The 22,346-nt window shown below is 38.2% G+C and carries 19 protein-coding genes; 10 read left to right on the top strand and 9 right to left on the bottom strand.

From position 1 onward, the window contains the following. Window positions 1-67: 67 nt before the first annotated feature. Both ettA and C1A06_RS14290 read right to left on the bottom strand, forming a co-directional pair. Window positions 68-1,753, bottom strand: coding sequence for an energy-dependent translational throttle protein EttA (ettA, locus tag C1A06_RS14295; protein WP_101690824.1), 1,686 nt, complete (start codon window positions 1,751-1,753; stop codon window positions 68-70). Between the two features lie 149 nt (window positions 1,754-1,902). Beyond that, window positions 1,903-3,558, bottom strand: coding sequence for an AMP-binding protein (locus C1A06_RS14290; protein ID WP_101690823.1), 1,656 nt, complete (start codon window positions 3,556-3,558; stop codon window positions 1,903-1,905). Window positions 3,559-3,652: 94 nt separating this feature from the next. Here C1A06_RS14290 and porW point away from each other — a divergent pair, with 94 nt between their 5' ends. The 3 genes from porW (at window position 3,653) to ypfJ (ending at window position 10,456) form a co-directional block, all read left to right on the top strand. Next, window positions 3,653-7,441, top strand: a complete 3,789-nt coding sequence (porW, locus tag C1A06_RS14285) for a type IX secretion system periplasmic lipoprotein PorW/SprE (protein ID WP_442341965.1) — start codon at window positions 3,653-3,655, stop codon at window positions 7,439-7,441. Between the two features lie 126 nt (window positions 7,442-7,567). After that, a complete protein-coding gene (locus C1A06_RS14280) occupies window positions 7,568-9,439 on the top strand; it encodes a DUF349 domain-containing protein (RefSeq protein ID WP_245872081.1) in 1,872 nt (623 codons plus the stop codon). A gap of 159 nt (window positions 9,440-9,598) precedes the next feature. Next, window positions 9,599-10,456: a KPN_02809 family neutral zinc metallopeptidase gene (gene ypfJ, locus C1A06_RS14275; protein ID WP_101690821.1), complete on the top strand. Its 858-nt coding sequence runs from the start codon at window positions 9,599-9,601 to the stop codon at window positions 10,454-10,456. Between the two features lie 48 nt (window positions 10,457-10,504). Here ypfJ and lgt read toward each other — a convergent pair whose 3' ends face one another. From lgt to C1A06_RS14240, 7 genes are all read right to left on the bottom strand, one after another. Then, the gene (gene lgt, locus C1A06_RS14270) at window positions 10,505-11,332 is read right to left on the bottom strand and encodes a prolipoprotein diacylglyceryl transferase (protein WP_101690820.1); all 828 of its coding nucleotides are present in this window, start codon (window positions 11,330-11,332) and stop codon (window positions 10,505-10,507) included. A 101-nt stretch (window positions 11,333-11,433) separates the two neighbouring features. Beyond that, the gene (locus tag C1A06_RS14265; RefSeq protein WP_101690837.1) at window positions 11,434-12,333 is read right to left on the bottom strand and encodes an EamA family transporter; all 900 of its coding nucleotides are present in this window, start codon (window positions 12,331-12,333) and stop codon (window positions 11,434-11,436) included. A 165-nt stretch (window positions 12,334-12,498) separates the two neighbouring features. After that, window positions 12,499-12,975, bottom strand: a complete 477-nt coding sequence (locus tag C1A06_RS14260) for a methylglyoxal synthase (protein WP_101690819.1) — start codon at window positions 12,973-12,975, stop codon at window positions 12,499-12,501. Window positions 12,976-13,102: 127 nt separating this feature from the next. After that, entirely contained in the window at window positions 13,103-13,807 is a 705-nt protein-coding gene (locus C1A06_RS14255; protein WP_101690818.1) for a C40 family peptidase, read from the bottom strand. Window positions 13,808-13,942: 135 nt separating this feature from the next. Then, window positions 13,943-14,479, bottom strand: coding sequence for a C40 family peptidase (locus C1A06_RS14250; protein WP_101690817.1), 537 nt, complete (start codon window positions 14,477-14,479; stop codon window positions 13,943-13,945). A gap of 84 nt (window positions 14,480-14,563) precedes the next feature. Continuing rightward, a complete protein-coding gene (locus C1A06_RS14245) occupies window positions 14,564-16,741 on the bottom strand; it encodes a glutamine synthetase III family protein (RefSeq protein ID WP_101690816.1) in 2,178 nt (725 codons plus the stop codon). Between the two features lie 380 nt (window positions 16,742-17,121). After that, complete coding sequence (locus C1A06_RS14240) at window positions 17,122-18,075, bottom strand: M949_RS01915 family surface polysaccharide biosynthesis protein (RefSeq protein ID WP_159461427.1); 954 nt, start codon at window positions 18,073-18,075, stop codon at window positions 17,122-17,124. Between the two features lie 137 nt (window positions 18,076-18,212). On the opposite strand from C1A06_RS14240, the gene C1A06_RS14235 reads away from it, so the two are divergent. The 7 genes from C1A06_RS14235 to C1A06_RS14205 all read left to right on the top strand — a co-directional run bounded on the left by C1A06_RS14235 (window position 18,213) and on the right by C1A06_RS14205 (window position 22,280). Continuing rightward, window positions 18,213-18,770, top strand: a complete 558-nt coding sequence (locus C1A06_RS14235) for a hypothetical protein (protein ID WP_101690814.1) — start codon at window positions 18,213-18,215, stop codon at window positions 18,768-18,770. Between the two features lie 116 nt (window positions 18,771-18,886). After that, window positions 18,887-19,198 carry a 50S ribosomal protein L21 gene (gene rplU / locus C1A06_RS14230; protein ID WP_101690813.1) on the top strand — a complete coding sequence of 104 codons (312 nt, stop codon included), beginning with the start codon at window positions 18,887-18,889 and terminating at the stop codon, window positions 19,196-19,198. A gap of 21 nt (window positions 19,199-19,219) precedes the next feature. Next, entirely contained in the window at window positions 19,220-19,486 is a 267-nt protein-coding gene (rpmA, locus tag C1A06_RS14225) for a 50S ribosomal protein L27 (protein ID WP_101690812.1), read from the top strand. A 130-nt stretch (window positions 19,487-19,616) separates the two neighbouring features. After that, complete coding sequence (locus C1A06_RS14220; protein WP_101690811.1) at window positions 19,617-20,153, top strand: DUF4199 domain-containing protein; 537 nt, start codon at window positions 19,617-19,619, stop codon at window positions 20,151-20,153. Between the two features lie 11 nt (window positions 20,154-20,164). Continuing rightward, complete coding sequence (locus C1A06_RS14215) at window positions 20,165-21,115, top strand: glycosyltransferase family 2 protein (protein WP_101690810.1); 951 nt, start codon at window positions 20,165-20,167, stop codon at window positions 21,113-21,115. Window positions 21,116-21,177: 62 nt separating this feature from the next. Further along, window positions 21,178-21,690 (top strand): nitroreductase family protein, encoded by a 513-nt coding sequence (locus tag C1A06_RS14210; RefSeq protein WP_101690809.1) that lies wholly within the window; start codon window positions 21,178-21,180, stop codon window positions 21,688-21,690. Further along, the gene (locus C1A06_RS14205) at window positions 21,681-22,280 is read left to right on the top strand and encodes a manganese efflux pump MntP (protein ID WP_101690808.1); all 600 of its coding nucleotides are present in this window, start codon (window positions 21,681-21,683) and stop codon (window positions 22,278-22,280) included. The genes C1A06_RS14210 and C1A06_RS14205 overlap by 10 nt, the downstream gene beginning before the upstream one ends. The last annotated feature ends 66 nt before the right edge of the window (window positions 22,281-22,346 follow it).

Here is a 22,346-nt window from a genome sequence, read left to right as displayed (position 1 = left end):
AAATCGAGGTCAAAAGTAGCTAAATTAATCTACTTAAGACCTCTTTTTTGTTAAATGTTAACAGATACTAGTCTGTCAGATTGCGATAACGAATCCTGCGTGGTTCAACATTACCCATGCGCATTTTCTTATTTTCCTCGTATTCGCTATAGCTTCCTTCGAAATAGAATACCTCCGAATTGCCTTCAAAAGCGAGGATATGAGTACAAATACGATCGAGGAACCAACGGTCGTGCGAAATAACTACGGCACAGCCAGCAAAGCTTTCAAGACCTTCTTCCAGTGCACGAAGTGTATTAACGTCAATGTCATTGGTAGGCTCATCCAGTAGAAGTACGTTAGCTTCAGACTTCAATGTCAATGCTAAGTGAAGACGATTACGCTCACCGCCCGATAGTACACCACAAAGCTTTTCCTGATCTGCTCCCGCAAAGTTGAAACGAGACAGATATGCGCGCGAATTGATTTCACGTCCTCCGACACGTACGAACTCACTTCCTTCCGATACGACTTGATATACTGATTTATTTGGATCGATTGCTGTATGTGATTGGTCTACATAGCCGATCTTTACAGTTTCACCTACTTCGAATGTTCCTTTATCTGGGGTTTCTAAGCCTTGGATCAAGCGGAATAGAGTTGTTTTACCTGCACCATTTGGTCCGATAACACCAACGATTCCAGATGGAGGAAGCATGAACTCAAGATTGTCGAAAAGTAGTTTATCTCCGAATGCTTTTCTGACTCCATGTGCTTCGATAACTTTATTACCCAAACGTGGTCCGTTAGGAATAAAGATTTCAAGTTTATCTTCGCGTTCTTTTTGGTCAGCATTCAACATAGCCTCGTAGTTGTTCAAACGGGCTTTACCTTTTGCATGACGAGCTTTTGGAGCCATACGAACCCATTCCAACTCACGTTCGAGAGTCTTACGACGTTTGCTGGCTTGTTTTTCTTCCTGCTCCATACGTTTTGTCTTTTGTTCTAGCCATGAGGTGTAGTTCCCTTTCCAAGGAATACCTTCGCCGCGGTCTAGTTCAAGAATCCATCCCGCAACGTGGTCAAGGAAATAACGGTCGTGGGTAATACAGATAACAGTACCCTTATATTGTTGTAGATGTTGTTCCAACCAGTCGATAGATTCAGCATCCAAGTGGTTAGTAGGCTCATCCAATAATAGAACGTCAGGTTCTTGTAGTAATAGACGGCAAAGTGCTACACGACGAGCTTCTCCTCCCGATAGATTAGCACAAAGCTGATCTTCGGGCGGACAGCGCAATGCATCCATTGCACGCTCAAGTTTGTTGTCTATATTCCACGCGTCCGAAGCATCTATTTTATCTTGAAGTTCGCCCTGACGAGCCATCAAAGCATCCATTTTGTCAGGATCTTCGTAGTTTTCAGGTAAACCGAACTTCTCGTTGATTTCTTCGTATTCTTTCAAGATGTCAAGAATAGGTTGTACCCCTTCTTGAACAACTTCTTTTACAGTTTTTGTCGGATCCAGTTTCGGATCTTGTTCAAGATATCCTACCGAGAAAGCTTTGTCAGAAACTACTTCTCCCAGATAGTCTTTGTCAAGACCTGCGATGATCTTCATCAAAGATGATTTACCCGATCCGTTGAGCCCTATGATACCAATTTTGGCACCATAGAAAAATGAAAGGTAAATGTTTTTAAGAACTTGTTTTTGAGGAGGGTAAATCTTGCTTACGCCTACCATCGAAAAAATGATCTTTTTATCGTCTGCCATTTCTAATCGTTTGTTGTATTATTTATATGTTTGATAATCAGTTGTTATTTAGTTAAAAAGTAACACTCTACTACAGAATTTCTCTGTTTTCGAGATGTTACTCTTTTTCTTTTCAACCTATTGGTTTAAAATAATATAGATAAACTATTTTATTTCTGATACAAGAATCGTTTGATGCTTCGTTTCGGTGTTTTCTCGAATTCGTTTTGTTGAATACGGAAGTTGCTGACAGTGCTGAAATGCGGAAGCTTTTTATTTACAGCTTTCATTTCGGCTAGTAATGCCTCATTCAATTCTTTCTCTTTGATACCATGCTTTTCAACGTAGTCTTTATCAGGGAAAAGTAAGGCTATCAGTTTTCTGTTTTCCTCGATAACCAACGATTCTGCAATTAGAGGTGAGTTGTTGAATAAATCTTCAATTTCTTCAGGATAGATATTTTGTCCCGAAGCACCAAGAATCATGGTTTTGCTACGACCTTTGATGAAGATAAATCCATCCTTATCGATAGTTACTAAGTCGCCGGTATTCAACCAACCATCTTCTTTAAATGTATTTTTAGTCTGCTCTTCATTGTTGTAATAGCCAAGCATCACATTGTCACCTTTTACATGCAATTCGCCTGGTATGGTTTCAGGGTTTTCCGAATCCACACGTACCTGCATGCGATCTACAGTCTGCCCGCATGATTCAGGTTTATATGTTTCCCAATATTCGTACGCTATAAGCGGACCGCATTCGGTCATTCCGTATCCTACTGTATATGGGAATTTGATTTCAGTTAAGAATGCTCCTACTTCTTTATTTAAGGCAGCTCCACCGATAACTACTTCAACCATCTTGTTCCCAAAAATAGGTAACAGACTTTGCGATATTTTCTTATAAATCATCTTTCTGAAGAAAGGAATCTTAAGTAAGAACTTGGTCGGTTGTTTTTGTAATTCTGGAAATACTTTGCTCTGGATAATTTTTTCGATAATCAGAGGAACAGTTATTATCAGGCTAGGATTCACTTGTTGGAAAGTAGAAATAAGAATTTGAGGCGATGGAACACGAGTCAGGAAGTGAATATTACAACCTTTACAAATTCCTAACAAAATCTCGAAAGCCAATCCGTACATATGCGCCATTGGCAACATTGCAATCAGTCCGTCACCTGCTTTTACGAAAGGTATCATTTCCACAGCGAATGTCGTATTCGACCAAATGCTGCGATAAGGCAACATAACTCCTTTTGGACTGCTTGTTGTACCCGAAGTGTAGTTTAATATTGCCATTTCTTCAGGATCTTCGTCATGGAATTTGATATCGGCACGTGTAAATCCTTCAGGATATTTACGCTTGAATTCATCTTCCCATTCAGATCTGCATGCAATTAATGCAGGAGAATTTGACTTTTGGATGCTGAAATCGTCCAACACGATAATTGTATCTACATTTGGCATCTGTGTTGGATCCAGCTTTTGCCAATTCTGTTCGCTGACAAACAAAATTCTCGAGTCCGAGTGATTTACAATATTATGAATGTTTTCACTGCTGAAGTCGTGTAGAATTGTTGTTGCAACTGCTCCATAACCCAGAGTCGAAAAAAGTGCGATAGCCCAATGTGCCGAGTTGCGTCCGCATATTGCAGCTTTCTCGCCTTTCTGCAATTCCATTGCATCGAAAAGCATGTGTATTTTAGCGATTTGCTTAGCGAAATCACTAAAGAGATATGATTCGGAGCCTATGTCGGTCAGCGCTGGAGCATCCCAGTTGCGACAAATGCTGTCTTTAACTAAAGTCAAAAATTTCTTATCATCCATATTAATATAGTATATTTTCGTTGCAAATGTAATTAATTTCTTGCATACAAGATAATCATAATTGGAATAGTCGAGCAATAAAAATACTATTTTTGTGTTATTTATATACTGTAACAAAAGTAGCAGGATCAAAGTGCGGATAAAAAAAAGCAAAAGCATACTATATAGTTTCATTCTAGTGCTGTTTTTATGCATTATAGCGTCGTGTGCCACCAATAGGAATACGACCTTGTCGCGTACCTATCATTCTGTAAATACACGTTACAATGTTTACTTCAATGCTCACGAGGCTTATAAAGAGGCTTTGGATAGCAAGATAGAGTCTTTGAACGATAATCTTTCCGAACAACTTTATATTTATCCCTACGACCCCGATGCTGGAACGCGTTTAGTCTCGGAGCGTGACAGTATCGTATTGACGCGCAAAGTGGATAATACGAAGAAAAAGCGTTCGCGCGGAATATTGTCTTCAGCGGTTTCGTCACTTTTGGGTAAAGAGAATACAAACGAGTCTTTTACAGCCGAAGATAATATGTCTTTCGGTGGTGGAGGCAGTTTTACTACTACTGTTGACAAATGTACGAAAGCGATTAAAACCCATTCTATAAAAGTAAAGCCCCGTAGGGATCGAGCTAAAGCTCGCGATCCGAAGTATCAAGCATGGATCAAGCAGCAGGAGTTCAATCCTTTTATGAAGAACGTATGGTTGTTGCTAGGAAAAGCTGAAGTTCAGAATGGAAATTACTTACAAGGTATTTCTACTTTTATGTATACCTCCAAAGTATATAATAGTTCACCTGAAATCATTACCGAATGTCAGATATGGATTGCGCGTGCTTATACCGAGATGGGATGGATGCACGAAGCCGGCGATGTTCTATACAAGCTAGAGCATGGATCTGAGATTCCCAAAGGCCTGAAAGGAGAATATGCTTCAGTATATGCTAATTATCAGATGCGTAACGGAGATTATGCTGCAGCGATACCATACATGGCAGATGCAATAAAGAACGAGAAAAACAAGGCTCAGAAGTTGAGACTGAAATACCTTTTAGGACAGTTGTATGAGCGTACGGGCGATAAAGCGAAAGCTATAGAAGCCTACGGAGCTGTAAGAGGTTTGTCTACTCCTTATAAGTACGATTTAAATGCTCAATTGAATCAATTGAGCTTGGATGATAAACACCCTTTCTCGGAGAAAATAGCGAAGCTGACAAAACTAACTAAAGGGAAGAAGAACAGCGATTATCAAGATAAGGTCTACTATACAATAGGCAATGCCTATATGCAGAGATTTGATACAGTGAATGCTGTGAAAAATTATCGACTGGCTGTCGACTCGGGCAGATCGGGCAGTTATGATAAAGCACTTGCTCAAATCCGTTTAGGTCATATCTATTTCGAGCAGAAAGAATATGTGAAAGCTCAGCCGTGCTATTCGGAAGCTCTGTCGGCATTGAAAAAAACGGATAAAGATTATGCTGTCGTTTCTTTACGATCGGAGGTATTAGATGAATTGGTAATCCATGTCAAGACTGTACATGAGCAAGATAGCTTACAGCATTTGGCTCAATTGCCAGAGGAGGAACGTATTCGGATAATTCAGGATAAAATAGCATTCCTGAAAGAAGAAGAATTGCGCAAACAAAAAGAAGAAAAACGTAATCAGGCTATAGCCGATCGTGAAGAAAGGCTTATGACTGGATGGGATGATTTGGGTAGCGAGGAGATGATAACCGGTTATATACCCAATGCGCCTACTGCACCTAAAGCTCCGGTACTGAATACACAACAATCAACTGCGACTTTTTATTTCTACAATCCACAGACTGTTGAGCAGGGTAAAGTTGCTTTCCAGAAGCAGTGGGGTACACGTAAGCTGGAAGATAATTGGCGCCGACGTAACAAGTCGGGTGGGGGATTTGGTGGTTTCGATGATGAATTATTAACTGATTTTGCTGCTGATTCTTTGGCGACAGATAGTCTGAATATTGCAGATAATCAGTCATCGGATAGTGAAACGGAAAATGGAGAGAAAGAAATATACACGATTGATTATTATCTGAAACAGTTACCATTTACTGCCGAAGCGATAACTAAGTCGAATGAATTGATAGAAGATGCCTTATTCAAAATGGGAGGCATTTATCAGTATAAATTGGAAGACTTGTATCTGGCAATCGGAGCATATGATCTTGATTTGAGACGATTCCCACAAACGCCTAATCAGCAGGAAATATATTATCAATTGTTTCTCATATATATGCAGTTGAATGATCGTGATAAGATTGCATATTATCGTAATCGTCTGATAGAAAGATTCCCGGACAGTAAGTATGCGATAGCTCTGTCTGAGCCTGACTTTGAATGGAATTTCCGTCATATGCATGCATTACAAGATTCTATTTACGAAGATACTTACGAAGCTTATTTGGATGGAGATATAAAGACCGTGCGTGCAAATTATCAGACAATACAACGGAAATATCCATTTGCTGATCTGATGCCTAAGTTTATGCTGTTGAATGCCCTCACTTATGCTCAGGAACGTGATGCTGTAAATTTGAAAACAAATTTAGAGTCATTGGTAAAAGATTATCCGAATTCGGATGTTACGCCTATGGCACAAGGAATCCTAGATCGCATCAAAGATGGTCAGGTCTTGATGTCGGACGGAACACCGATACGCGGTATGAAATGGGATATGCCGTACGAAGGTGAGGAAGGAGAAAAGCAAATATTGGCATTCAAAGATAGTATTGATGATGAGCATTTGATGTTGCTGTTTTTCAGATCGAATACCATTGATCGTAACGAACTGCTTTATCAAGTAGCTGATTATAATTTCTCGAATTATATGATTCAAACATTCGATCTTAGTTTTGATGAAGATTCTCCTTTAGAGGTGCTTCAGATCAAAGGCTTTGAGAAGTTTGCAAACATACGTTCATATGTGAAACGTGCATTCGGAGCAGATGGTCTGATACATACTATTGATCCGTCTATATTGATGGTACCGATATCGGTTGAAAATTCGAAGGTTTTACTGAGACTTGGAATTGAAGAATATATTGATTTCTACAAAGAGCATTACGGAAGTCAGACTCCGGAACTGCTTGCTTATTGGCAAGGTGAACGTGTCGTATTTGACGAGTCGGATTTTGAAGAAGATGTAGTAGAAACGATCGATGAAGATGGTATTGAGATAGTTGATGAGCCTGAAAAATCAGAGCCTATACAACCAGAAAAACCTATAAAAACAGAACCGAAAGAAGTAAAAGAATCTACTTCTCCAAAGAAGATAGAGGAAACCACGACTATAAATGCGAGCGATATATTTAATGAGAGTCAATTGGATTTGATTCAGGATATTGGCGAAGTTTTAGAAAATCCGGTTGATGGAGTGAAAGGTTTATTCCAAAAATACAAGGATCGTAAGAACATGTCCAAAGAGGAAAAAGAAGAATTGAAGAAACAGCGTCAAGAAGAAAAAATGCGTCAGCGAGCTTTGAAAGAAATAGAAAAGGCACGTCAGGATTCAGTTGCCGCTGTAGAAAAAGCTATTCAGGATTCGATCGTAGCTGTAGAAAAAGCAAAAATAGCTGAAGAGAAACGTATAGCTGAGGAGAAAAAACGCATCGAACGCGAGAAAATAGAGGCAAAGAAAGCTAAGCAAAAAGAACGTGACGATGCTCGTCGGGCAAAAGAGCAACAACGTCGTGATAAAAAACGTGAACAGGAAGAAAGACGCAAAAATCTGGAAAAAGAGCAAAATGAGAAGCGGAAAACACAATTAAAAGAGCGTGAAGCGAAGCAGAAACGAATAGCCGAAGAGCGACGTCAGCGGGAGCTGGATGCTAAAAAACGACGCGACGGAAAATAAATATCGCCGGCATTTATTGGTTGTAAATCAAAAAAATGATTAGCTTTATGGGTTGAAAGCAAAAAAAAATAACTACTTTGCTTGCTAAATTGTACTTTGATCTAAATATTATAATAATTTAACGATATGACTCAGAACCTAGACGCTGAAAAGAATATGGAAGAGGTTACTCCGGTAAATGAATCGGTTGAGAATCAAAATAATATTCCAGCAGAAAAAACTCAGGAAGCACAAGATGAAATTCAATCTGAAGCATCAAACGAAAAACATTTCGATACGAAAGATGAAATTCTCGAAGTACTTAAAAATTTAATAGCGCAATCAGAAGTACCTCATCGTAGTGAGGTGGAAGCTTTGAAGCAAGCTTACTATAGATTGAGAAGCAAGGACATCGAAGAGCAAAAGGCTACTTTTCTGGAAGCAGGTAACGATGAGTCGGAATTCAAACCATCGGTAGATCCGCAAGAGGATGTATTGAAGACATTTTTGGCAAAGATCAAAGAAAAACGAGCGGCTCAAGTTGCAGCCGAAGATCGTTTGAGAGAAGAAAATTACGAAAAGAAACTTAAACTGATCGATCACCTTAAAGAATTAACAGAGAGTACAGAAGACTTCAATAAACTGTATAAAGATTTTAAAGATATTCAGCAAGAGTGGAATGATATAAAACTGGTTCCGGCATCGAAAGAAAAAGAACTTTGGAAATCGTATCAGTATTATAGTGAAATCTTTTATGATCTGATAAAGATAAATAACGAATTCCGTGATTATGATTTCAAGAAAAATCAGGAATTGAAAGAAGCAATTATCGAGGCTGCAGAAAAACTAATAGAGGAAGAAGATCATGTATCGGCATTTCATCAGCTGCAAAATTTCCACGATCAATGGCGCGAAATAGGTCCTGTTGCGAAAGAACTTCGTGAAGAAATCTGGGGACGTTTCAAAGCTGCTTCTACAGAAATCAATAAACGCTATCAATCACATTTCGAATCACTGAAAGGCAAGGAAGAAGAAAATCTTGTTAAAAAAACTGCAATTATCGACAAGCTGAAAGCTATGGATTATTCGGCTATCGACTCGATGAAGGCATGGGATGAAGCTAGTAAAGGTGTAATAGAATTACAAGCTGAGTGGAAAACGATTGGTTTTGTTCCGCGCAAGTTCAACAATCAGATTTTTGAAGAATTTCGTAAACTTTGCGATGATTTCTTTGAAAAGAAAAGTTCGTTCTTCAAAAAAGCCAAAGATAGCATGGATGAAAATCTGGAAAAGAAAAGAGCTTTGGCAAAACGTGCAAACGAATTGAAAGATAGTACAGACTGGAAAAAAACGACAGACGAGATGGTGACCATTCAGAAAGAGTGGAAGAAAATCGGACCTGTTTCACGCAAATATTCTGATGCAATCTGGAAAGAATTTGTTACAGCTTGTGATTATTTCTTCGAGCAAAAGAAAAAGAATTCTTCTTCGCAACGTGTTGAGGAGGAAGCTAATCTGAAAGCAAAACAAGAGATCGTAGCTCAGATCAATGCTATTGATACATCTGTAGATGTTTCTGATGCAATCTCGCAAGTACGCGAATTGGTTGAAAAGTGGAATGCTATAGGATTTGTTCCATTCAAAGAAAAAGATCGTGCTTACAAAGAATTCCATGCAGCAGTTGATGCTCAATACGATCGATTGAAAGTGGATAAAGCAGAACGCAGAATGGATGCATTCAAATCTAATCTGGACGATATGTCGAAAGCTGGTGGCGGTGATGCAAAACGCAAATTGTTACGCGAGCGCGATCGTCTATTGCATACATACAACAAACTTAAGACCGATCTGCAGACTTATGAGAATAACATGAACTTCTTGTCCATATCATCGAAAGGTGCAAGCGGACTGTTGAAAGATGTGAATGTGAAGATCAAGAGCCTGAAAGAAGAAATGGAATTGATCGAGAAAAAAGTTGAGACATTAGATGCTAATCTGGACGAATTAGAAGCTAAATAATCAGACAGCATCTCAATATAATAAAGAAGCCTCCTTTGTTTGAAAGGGGGCTTTTCATTTGATAGAAATTGTTCATGTATGATACATATCTATTATTCGAAAAAATTACTATTTTTGGTTCCTCAACATAATGTATAACAGAAACTATAACAAATATTTATGAGACTGGATGGACGAAGAGAAAGCGATAACGTAGATGATCGCCGTAGAAGTGGCTCGAAAGGTAAAGCTTCGTTAGGTATTGGAGGACTTATTATTGTTGGTCTGATAGTATGGCTGACTGGAGGTAATCCGATGGATGTAGTGACAAGCCAGCTTGGCGATAATCTGACAATGTCGGAATCTACATATGAACCTACAGCTGAAGAAGATGCTTTGGCTAAATTCTCGAATCAGATTTTGAGAGGTACAGAAGAAGTGTGGACTGATATATTTGCTAAGAATGGCATGACATACGTTCCGCCAAAGATGGTTTTATATACTAGAGCAACAACTTCTGGCTGCGGGAATGCATCTTCTTCGACGGGACCATTTTATTGTCCGGCCGATCAGACTGTATATATTGATCTTTCGTTTTTTGAAGAAATGGAAACCAAACTCAGTGCAGGTGGAGATTTCGCTTATGCATATGTCATTGCACACGAAGTAGGACATCATGTGCAGTATCTGTTGGGGGTGTTGGCCGATGTTCAGAAACAGCAACAACGTATGAGCGAAAAAGAAAGCAACAAGCTGAATATTCGTCTTGAGTTACAAGCCGACTTTTATGCAGGCATATGGGCGTACCATGATAATAAGAAATACAGCTCTCTGGAAGAAGGAGATATAGATGAAGGACTGAATGCAGCATCTCAGATTGGCGATGATCGTCTGCAGATGCAAGCGCAAGGCTATACTGTGCCTGATTCGTTCAATCATGGAACTTCGGCACAGCGTTCGCGTTGGTTGAAAAAGGGTTTGCAAACGGGTAATGTCTCTGATGGAGATACCTTCTCTGTTTCATTCTCGAGTCTATAATGATATATCGTAATATAAAGAAAGAGGACTTTCGTCCTCTTTCCTGTTTTATATATCTGTTAATGGCTTTCGTTTGAGATATATCACCCAAGCAGCAATTAAGATAAATGGAATGCTGAGTATTTGTCCCATATTGAGCATCAATGAATCTTCGAACTCTGATTGAGATACTTTTGTGTATTCGATAAAAAAACGAGCTACGAATCCTAGAAAAATTGCAATTCCGGCAATAAATCCCAGAGCATGCATCTCTCGTTTTCTTGTATAGAGGTAGTAAACGATAGCGAATACAAAGATGTATGCTATAGCCTCGTACAATTGTGAAGGATGTCGGGGGATATTGTCTACTTCTTTGAATATTACAGCCCAAGGAAGATCGGCTGGTTTGCCGATCATTTCGGAGTTGAAAAAATTTCCTACTCGGATAAGTACACCTCCTAACGAACCTATGACGACCATTTTATCGGCAATATCCCAAGGATCGACTTTGTATATTTTGCAGTAGATGAGAAAGGCTATAGTCATTCCTAGTATTCCTCCATGGCTAGCCAAACCGGTATAGCCGGTCATAATCCAATTACCATCGGTATCTTTTGTGAAAGGAATAATAATTTCCAGAGGATGCGTTAAGAAATAAGCTCCGTCATAGAAAACACAATGGACTAATCGGGCCCCGATAAATGCTCCGGCAAAAACATATATTGTCAATGTCTCGAGCGCACTTACTTTTAGATCTTCTTTTATATAAAAGTTGCGAAGTATAAAAAACGCTGCAGCGAAAGCTACCAACCAAAGTATGCTGTAATATCTGACAGAATATGTGCCTATCGAAAATAATACGGGATTAATATCCCACGTAAGAGCTAATAATGACATTCGCTGTAGCTTGTTGAATTAGAAACTCAGCAAATATACAAAATAAGAGCCTTTCGTTTGGCGAAAGGCTCGAAAACTATATGTTCGAATAGTATGGCGGATTAGAGGTATTCGTGCGCACCTTCTTTTTCTTCGTTCTTGGCATTTTTCAGTACGACCATGATGACTGAAATAATAATCAGTGCAATTCCGATAAAACTGAATATACTAAAGCTCTCAGAGAAGTAAAGAACTCCAACCAAAACTGCAACTACGGGTTCCATCGATCCTAGGATTGAGGATATAGTTGACCCTACCAACTTGATAGCTAGCACCAGGGTGAAGTCTGAAACTACTGTGCATAAAAAGGCTAGTAGTAATAGTCGGCCCAATGATGGAAGGTCGGGTATTGTACCAAGGCCTCCATTGAATAGAGCGAATAAGAAAAATATTATTGCTCCGGCTAGTACAATATAGAATGTAAGTACTTCGGCCGAAAGTCGACCGACTTTCGATTGATTGACACCTACGATATAGAATGAGTAGGTAATTATTGTAGTTCCGGCTACAAGCAATCCTATGAATTGAATATTCTCGCCTCCGGTCCAGCACATAAATACAACACCTATGACTGATAATGCAGCAGCCAACAGTAAGATGACGGATCGCTTTTCTTTGAAAAACATCATCATGATAAAGCTCACTGCTATCGGATACATAAAGTGTATAGTCGTAGCTATACCGCTGGGAATGTACCGATATGAGTAGATAAGAAACAATGCAGTTGCTGCATACAGAAGGCCTAACATACCAATTGAATATGCTTGCTTCAGTGTTATTTTAAGATTCTCTCTTCTGATAAGACATATTGCCAGCATCATAAGTGCCGAAAATAGAAAGCGAAAAAACAATACAGAAGGTTCGCTCATTCCTCCTTGCATCAATGGAATTGAAAATAATGGAATCAGGCCAAATGTTCCGGAAGAAACTATGGCATAAACTATTCCTTTTAAACTTTTAATGTTGCTCATTTGGGCCTTTCTTTATCTAGTAATGGACTGCAAAGGTATTGATAGATAACCATCCATTAAAATGTTTTAACTAAAATATATTTTGAAGTATTATGTGCTGAAACAAAAAAGTCCTATAACGTATGCTGCTATAGGACTTTATATCTGGGAATGATCTTATTTATTATTGTCTTTCATTTCTTCAAACATTGCGCGGTCGAATTCTATGTAACGCGGTTTGCTTGGTATATAATTCGGATCGTCCCACAACGTGCTTGTAAGCATCAGATCTGCGCTATAGCGGTTGCAAGCAATAGGTACATTGTGAACTCTGCACTGTCGGAGTAACATCATAATATCGGCTTCGTGTGGCTGTGCATTCAAGTCGTCTATTAGGAAAACAGCCAGATCTACTTCGTGGCGAACAACCATTGCTGCTATTTCTGCATCACCTCCCATTGGCCCCGAATTCATACGCGTTATCTCAGCTTCTATACCTTTATTCGCGAATGCTTCATGTATCAGCGAACCTGTTGTGCCGGTACATACAAGGTGGTGCTCAGCTAAAAAATCGGAATTATATAAAGCCCATTCTACCATATCGGCCTTGCGATGGTCGTGAGCTACTAATGCTATGGTTAATTTTCTTCTCATCTATATTTAATTTCTTATTGATCAAAAATACATATAAAAGAGCAAATTTCATAAATATTCCTCATAAAAAGAACAGAGTGTAACAAACATGTAACACTCTGCTATATTTATTGAAAAATTTGGCTTTTTATATTTTTCCTGCTTTTTTGAAAGTTCTTTGATAATAACCTTCGTTCAGAGTGCTGACAATTACCCCTTGTTTTATCGACGCATGTACAAAGCTTCCATCGCCTAAATAAACGCCTACATGATTGATTCGTTTCCTGCCTAGTGTCGAGAAGAATACCAGATCGCCTGGAGCAAGATCGTCTATAGATAATTCTTCCGAAAGATTACTTGCTATATCATAGCTGCTTCGTGGAATTTTTTTCTCGAATACAGTGTTGTATACTATGTTTGTAAATCCTGAGCAGTCTACACCTTTGCGACTCATACTGCCTCTTCTGTATCTGGTTCCTAACCAATCGGCAGCAGTTCTGAATAGATCTAGTTTGTCTCTATCCTTTATTTCAATTCCTAATTTCTGAGATAGTTCTTGTATTTCCTTTCTGATCGCAATCTCTTTGGATAGTGAATCTGCAGTTAGACTTATATCTGAATGGAAACTGTCAAATGTTAGGCCATAAACGCTAAGTTTATGTGGCGAAATTGTTTTTTTGTATAGTGGGAGATAAAGCGATTTCCCTTTTGGAATTTTAATGCGAATCAGTTCAGATGATGGAACAAGCTCGATATAAGGCGATGGCGACTTTTCTTTGTCGGCTGCCGAAAGAGTAGAACAACCGCACAAAATGATTGTAAAACAAAGTATATATTTCGCTAGTTTTTTCATTTTCTATTTTGATAACTGACAAAAATAAAAAAAAAGGATAATACTTGTTCTTTTTGTAGAAAACTAAAGTGTTGAAATATATCTATTTAACAAATAATGTGGAATTTCTAAAAGATTGTGAAAATTGTTTTATAGTCAAAGTCTCCCATTTCTAACCCAGCTTTTTTTATAATACTTCTCCGAAATGTGGTTGACCATAACTCCTCGGGATGTTGAGGCATGTATGAAATAACCATCTTTGAGATAGATGCCAACGTGGCTAATTTTCTTCTTCTTGTTTGTTGTAGCAAAGAAAAGTAGATCGCCGGGACGGAGATCTTTGTTGTGGATCTTTTTCGATTTTTTGATTAGATCAGCTGTTGAACTTGGTACTTTTCTGCCGTAAGCTTCTTTGTATATATTATGAACTAATCCGGAACAATCTACACCTCGTTTGGTGAGTCCGGCATAGCGGTACTTGACGCCAAGCCATAAAGATGATTGTGCATAAAGTGCCATGTTGCGATCATCTTCTTTGTCTGTATTACTTAGTCTAATACCTAATTTATCTGATAATTCAGCTACTTCGCGCGGATCGTATAGCTGTTTTTGTTTCTGCGATACAGAGCACGAAGAAAATATAACCGCCAGAAAAAAGATGAGGGCTAAATACGTATATCTGTTTTTATTCATTAATCTACTTTTTTTATAAAGATAGATAAAAAAAGCAGCCTGAAAAAGGCTGCTTTCATATTGTCGAATTTATATTGTTTTCTTTTAGTGTATGAAAAGTAACTCTCGGTATTTTGGTAGTGGCCACATTTCATTGTCAACAATAAGTTCTAGCTTGTCTACGTGATAACGGATTTGATCGAAGAACGGGAATACGTTGTCGTAATACGATAATGCTTTCAATCGTTCGCTTTCAATTGCATTTGCTATTTTACGGGCATCTATCATTTGATGTACCATAGCATTGATAGAATTTACATGCGATGATATTTTCTCGATCAATCGTAGTTGTTCAGCTCCCAATGTCTTGTAATCTTCGCTGATTTCTTTCAGTTTAGCAACGTTGGTTATGAGTATTGACTGATAACTGATAGCTACCGGAATAATATGATTCAAGGCCAAATCTCCAAGAACTCGCGATTCAATTTGGATCTTTTTCGTAAAGATTTCCCATTTCACCTCATTGCGTGCATGAAGCTCAACTTCGGTCATAATTCCTTCAAAAGTTTTCAAACTTTGTTTCGAGGTATAGCTGTCATAGATAAGTGGAACACTGGTTTCGCAATCTAGCTTGCGTTTTTGTGCTTCAGCCTTCCATTCATCACTATATCCGTTGCCATTGAAACGAATTGGACGCGATGATTTGATGTATTTTTTCAAAACATCATACAAAGCTTCTTCTTTAGTTTTTCCTTTGCTAACCAGAGCATCTACTTCGGCTTTGAATTCGCGAAGTTGTTCGGCTAGTGATGCATTCAGTGCTGTCATTGATGATGCACAGTTTGCTGACGATCCTACAGCGCGGAATTCGAAGCGGTTTCCTGTAAACGCAAATGGAGAAGTACGATTACGATCTGTATTGTCTAATAAGATTTCAGGGATACGGCCTACACCCAAGTTGTATTGCTTTTTGCTGTCTACTATGATTGCATCTTCTACGCTGCTTTTCTCGAATTTGTCAAGTACATCGCTCACCTGAGATCCAAGGAATACCGAGATGATTGCAGGAGGGGCTTCGTTAGCACCCAAACGGTGTATGTTTGTTGCCGAAGAGATCGATGCTTTGATCAAGCCGTTATTTTTGTGAACAGCAGCCAAAACATTAACAACAAATGTGATAAAGCGTAGATTGTCCATCTTTGTTTTTCCTGGCGAGAATAGATTGATTCCATTGTTGGTAATCAAAGACCAGTTGTTGTGTTTACCCGAACCGTTGATTCCTTTGAATGGTTTTTCGTGATAAAGGATTTTGAAAGAGTGCTTACGTGCAACTTTATCCATTATCGACATAACCAAAAGGTTGTGATCTACAGCCAGATTACATTCTTCGTATATCGGTGCTAGCTCGAATTGGTTAGGTGCAACTTCGTTGTGACGAGTCTTAACCGGAATACCTAAGGCGTAAGATTCATACTCCAACTCTTCCATGAACTTAATAACACGGTCAGGTATAGCTGCAAAGTAATGGTCTTCCAACTGTTGGTTCTTCGCGCTTTCGTGGCTCATAAGTGTTCTGCCTGTAAGAGCTAAGTCGGGGCGAGCAGAGTAAAGAGCTTCGTCAACTAAAAAATATTCTTGTTCCCAACCAAGATGCGCTGTAACTTTCTTAACGTCTTTACTAAAGTAGTTGCAAACATCGGTTGCAGCTTTGTCGACAGCTGCTAGTGATTTTAATAGTGGAGTTTTGTAGTCTAAGGATTCGCCAGTGTATGAGATGAAAATAGTAGGGATACATAATGTATTGCCAACTATGAAAGCTGGAGATGAGGGATCCCATGCCGAGTATCCGCGAGCTTCGAAGGTATTACGAAGACCTCCCGAAGGAAAGCTTGAGGCATCTGGCTCTTGTTGTGCAAGAAGCTTGCCGCTAAATTCTTCAATCATACCACCCTGATCGTCGTGCTCAACAAAAGCATCGTGCTTTTCGGCTGTACCATCAGTCAACGGATGAAACCAGTGAGTGTAGTGTGTTGCACCATTCTCAAGTGCCCAAGTGCGCATTCCTGCAGCAACATGTTCGGCAATATCTCTGTTTACTGGTAAGCCATTGTCTATAGCCTCGATGATTTTTTTGTACGTTTCTTTCGATAGAAACTGGGCCATAGCTTTTCTGCTAAAAACTTTTTCACCGAAGTACTCCGAAGTTTTTTTGTGTGGTTTCTCCACTTCCAGAGGCTGTCTCTTGAGGGCCTCTTCAACTGCTTTAAATCGTAGCTTAGACATAAATTACATAAGTTTTATATATAACACTTTACCTTTATCGAATCAAAAAAGAGAACCCCGTAAAAGTTCTCTTTTGTATGCGTAATTATCCGTAGCTGTCATACTGATTGCAGCGTAGATACTGAGTCTTGATGCACGTCTCGGTTTTATCGTTATGTTTGGTGCTGTTGTCACAGAAACAATGTTTTAAACATCTTTAAGTCAATATTCTTTGGATAATTTATCCGACTGCAAATTTCATCTAAAAGATCGGAATTTGCAAAAAAATAGGTGGCTATTTTTGAGTTTTTATATATTGTTTTCTCTTTTGTCAAAAATAGGTATGTAATATGCGCATAAAGATAGTTTTGTGAGTAGATGCTTGTCTTTTCAATTTGTAATTATCGAAATGGATTCTTGAAATGTGTCTGCCAGTTGTTGTCAAGCGTACATACTCCATCATTTTTCATTTGCGCTACAAGATTGATAAGCTTTTGTTTGATTTGTTCAGGGAGAAAATGAAATCTGGTATTGGTATTTATAAGTAGATATTCCTCTTTTGTGGAGCTTTGGATATCAATAGATATGATGGTTTTCTTATAAAGAAGATTTATTTTTGTTCTGCCATTTCGGTAACCATCTTTCCCCATTGTCGTGTATGTTATTATGGGATCGATAAGACCGTCTTGATCAATGTCGTCGAAGGATATATACTGAGGCATAAATCGGATGTCGAAAAGAGAACTGTGCGGATTAATCAAATCTTCTATTTCAATTTGCTTTGTCAGATATCCATCTTCTATAGTGCAGTAAACTGCTTTTATCACATTGTTAAATACAGCTCTGTCTTGTTTCTTGCTGAATGGGTTGTGGGGGGTAACTCCTAGAAAAATAGCGTGTTGACCTGCTCTGTCTTTATATTCGAAGGCATCAGAGATAGAATATGTAAATAAACCGATATGTCCTTTTTCTTTAGGTGTAAGGTTTTTGTATTTCTCGATTTTGCTTTTTGCAGCCAATCCTTCAGAAAGATGTGATTTCTCGGAAAGAAGATTTTCTATCCGATCGTTAATCATAGATATGGCAGTTTCTTCGGCTTCAGATAAGACGATTAATGAATTGCGATGCATGGGGGTATACCAGTCAAATTGAGAGAAATATATATTGCTGCTATCGCTTGTAAATGTATAATTATGTTTTGCGTAGATAGTCTCTTTTGCAAGATGTAGCTCAGGTATAGACATTTTGCTTATATCATTATTTCCGATGCGTATAGAATTAATACGTCCTTCTTGAGAATGTACGCTGAGAGGAATGAAGGTGATAAGTAAAACCAGAAGTTTAAATTTTTTCATAAAGTTTGAAACTAAGTATGTTAAGCAAAATAACATAAAAAATGATACACATACAATAGTTTTAAGATTTACTCGTTTGAAGGTTGTCTAATTTGCTTTACCTTTGCCGAGATTAAATAACACATTATATTCAACTTATGAAAAAGTGGACTTTACAATTGATCACCCTGTTTCTTCTTACTATATCTGTCTCTTTGGCTTCGTGCAACGATGCTGATTACGAAGAATATGAAGGCGGAGATGGAAAACCAGCGATATCGCTTGAAGGAACTTCGTGGCAACTAATTGAGCAAGGGGTTAAGATAGTACCAACAGATGATGCTCCTAGCGATTATAAAACTACTACAGGTACAATTAATAAGTTTTTTGCCGATCGTTTAAAAATCGAAACAGCTATACAAACATTCGATAAGTATAGTTATGAAGTCACGTACTCGGTAAATGGTGAAGATATAGCTTATGAGATGTATTCATATACCCTTGCTAACGATTCAATAACGCAGAATGATGGTTTCACAACTGAAGATGAAAAAGGTGTAGCATTGGTTGCTGGAAATATATTGACGATAAGAGTGAATATTACTAGTAGTAAGCTGACTGCTATTCTGATGGACTCGTCTATTGATCCTAATCTGAACGATGCGCATGTTAAAGAAATTATATATCAAATCCGAGGAAAGAAAATTTCTGAGTAAAATTTGTCTTTTTCAAGCAGATATATTAACTTTGCAACCCGATTGTCAATAGGCCAAAAAGAAATCGCGACGAATGCGGTTCGCCTCAGACGCAAAACCTGTAAAATTATAGACAGATGTACGTTATCGTAGACATTCAAGGTCAACAAATGAAAGTCGAGCAAGGTCAAAAATTGTTCGTTCACAGAATTAACGCTGAGCAAGGAGCTACAGTAGAATTCGACAAAGTATTATTAGTAGATAAAGACGGAGCAGTAACTGTTGGAGCTCCTACAGTAGAAGGTGCAAAAGTTGTACTTGAAGTAGGATCACCAGTGAAAGGCGACAAAGTTCTTGTTTTCCACAAGAAAAGAAGAAAAGGACATCGTAAATTGAACGGTCACCGTCAACAATTTACTGAAGTTACAGTTAAAGAAATTATTGCTTAATCAGTTAAAATCGAATAGAAAATGGCACACAAGAAAGGTGTAGGTAGTTCAAAGAACGGACGCGAATCGGAAAGTAAACGATTAGGCGTTAAAAAATTTGGTGGTGAAACTGTAAAAGCGGGAAATATTATTATTCGTCAAAGAGGTACTGCTCATCATCCAGGTGAAAACGTAGGTCTTGGAAAAGATCATACTATTTTTGCTCTAGTAGATGGTGTAGTTGTATTCCGTAAGAAGAAAGACAACAGATCATTTGTATCTGTAATTCCTAGCGGCGCAGAAGCTTAATATATAAGCCTATAAGAATAAAAAGGATGTCATTTTTGACATCCTTTTTTTATGCTTTACTTTGATGTATTATTCTGTTGGTTTGCAACAAATTTATTACCTTTGTAGCTCCAAAAATTAAGGATAAAAAATGATAGAACAAGAGAGAGTTCCGATGTTGAAATATGCAATGCATTATGGTGCGATTTTAGGTCTTTTTTGGATCGTAAAGTACCTTTTCATTATCATCGGTGGCTTTGCTGGAGATGTGTTTATTTATCTTTCGTCGTTGTTGAGTGTTGGTACATTCTTGTTGGTTTATGTTTTCTATTTCAAATATAGAAATAGTGACCCGGATAAACCGAAGGGTATAATCAAGTGTATACTATTTGTTGCAGCGATGGCTTTTTTTGCCTCTATCTTCGAAGGTGCCATCATGTATATGCATTACGAAGTAATCCATCCCGAATTTTTTGATCTGAAAGTTGCCGGCAAATTTGTTGAGGCTACCAATAATATGGAGAATGTATGGAATTTTCCTAATTTTGACGAAGTGAAACAAGAAATGTATACCCTTGCGCATAGCAAATTTATATACATTGCCTCGCAATTTATGAGTAATATAATGACCCTTACGTTTGTCGGATTGGTAATAGGATTATTAGGTGATAAACGCAAGGTTCAATAAATTGATAAGATATGGATATATCAGTAGTTATACCACTCTATAATGAGGACGAATCACTTCCCGAGCTTTTTGCTTGGATCAAACGAGTGATGACAGAAAATAACTTTTCGTATGAGGTTGTTTTTGTAGACGATGGTAGTACCGATGACTCGTGGAATGTGATAAATAATTTGAAAGCGAGTAATCCGGATGTAATACATGCTATCCGTTTTCGTCGCAATTACGGAAAATCTCCAGCTTTGCATTGTGCTTTTGCTAAGGCTCAGGGAGATGTTGTTATAACAATGGATGCCGATTTGCAGGATAGTCCGGATGAAATTCCTGAATTATATAGACTGATTAAAGAAGAGAAATACGATCTGATTTCGGGCTGGAAGAAAAAACGCTACGATCCTCTTACAAAGACAATTCCGACGAAGTTATTTAATGCGACAGCACGAGCTGTGTCGGGTATAAAGCTTCATGATTTCAATTGTGGATTGAAGTCTTATCGTAATGCTGTAGTTAAGAATATTGAGGTGTACAACGATATGCATCGCTATATCCCATATCTGGCTAAAAACGCAGGTTTCAAAAAAATAGGGGAGAAAGAGGTGCATCATCAAGCACGTAAGTATGGCAAGACAAAGTTTGGAATTAGTCGTTTCTTTAATGGCTATTTAGATTTGCTGACGCTTTGGTTTCTGTCTAAGTTTGGACGTAAACCGATGCATTTTTTCGGCTTGCTGGGAACAGCAATGTTCTTCTTAGGCTTGATTGCTGTAGTTATATTGGGTGCAGCAAAATTACACGCTATGAGTCAGGGTGTAGCACATCCTCTAGTTACCAACTCTCCATATTTTTACATTGGACTGACGGTAATGATACTAGGGACTCAGTTATTTCTTGCAGGTTTCTTGGGTGAACTGATCTCCCGAAATGCCGTAGAACGAAATAATTACAAGATAGACGAAGAAATATAGAGAAAATGCCACCCTTACTGAGTGGCATTTTGATTATAAGATTTTTTAAAGTATTTGACAAAATGAGTTTACTCAAATTGATTCAAGAACGCTATTCGGTAAGAAATTATTCGACAAAAGAAGTCGAAACAGAGAAACTGGAATATATTCTTGAATGTGCGCGATTGGCCCCATCGGCATGCAATTTTCAGCCTTGGCGATTTTATATTATACAAGACCCGAATGTTAAGTCAGAAGTTCTTAGAAGTTATGACAGAACATGGATGTATGATGCTCCGGTTTATATTGTCGTGACTAAAAATTCAGAAGAATCTTGGAAGCGTAAAGATGGAAAAGACTCGGGAGATATAGATGCCGCAATAGTTGCCGAACATATTTGTTTGGCTGCAGCAGATTGTGGGTTAGGTACTTGTTGGGTATGCAACTTCGATCTGGGAATATTGACGAAAGCATTAAATATACCTTCTGAGGAGGAAGCTATTGCTCTTTTTCCTATTGGTTATGAAGCAGAAGATAAAAATGTAAAACCGGCTAAAAAGCGAAAAACTTTAGACGAGATTACCCGATGGATATAATTACGATAATTGTTCTTGCTATAGGTCTGTCAATGGATAGTTTGGCTATTGCTTTGACCAGCGGAGCTATTATAAAGAATCATAGGCTGATTAATGTACTGAAGATAGCAGGTATGTTGGCTTTTGTACAGATGGTGCTTACTATTATCGGCTGGTTGGTAGGCCGTTCTTTCGTAGATTATATTGATCAATATGATCATTGGATTGCTTTTTCTATTTTGGTCTTTCTTGGTATAAGAGTTATTCGCGATGAGTTGAGGAATAAAGATGAAGATATCGAAGTTCGTCCGTTCAATCCTCTTAATATTAAAACTATGTTTACCCTTTCGGTAGCTACCAGTATAGATGCTATGGCAGTTGGTTTGTCTATTTCGCTGGTAGGTATTCAAATTACTGTTCCAGCATTGGTAGTTGGTATTGTTACATTTTGTGTAGGTATATTAGGGGTTGTGTTCGGTAGCAAAGCTAGTAGACGTTATAAGTTGAGCATCAATATAATTGGAGGATTAATACTTATTGCTATCGGAATAACCATTCTGCTCGATCATACAGTGTTTGCATCAGAAGACTCTATTCTCGCTATTCTATAGTAGGAAAATCATATATCCTTTTCGGAAAAAATTGAAATCGTATTTCTAAGATTTATGTATCATAAT

Source organism: Dysgonomonas massiliensis, from assembly GCF_900240225.1.
Taxonomy (GTDB): domain Bacteria; phylum Bacteroidota; class Bacteroidia; order Bacteroidales; family Dysgonomonadaceae; genus Dysgonomonas; species Dysgonomonas massiliensis.
This window is presented reverse-complemented; position numbering and strand designations above follow the sequence as displayed.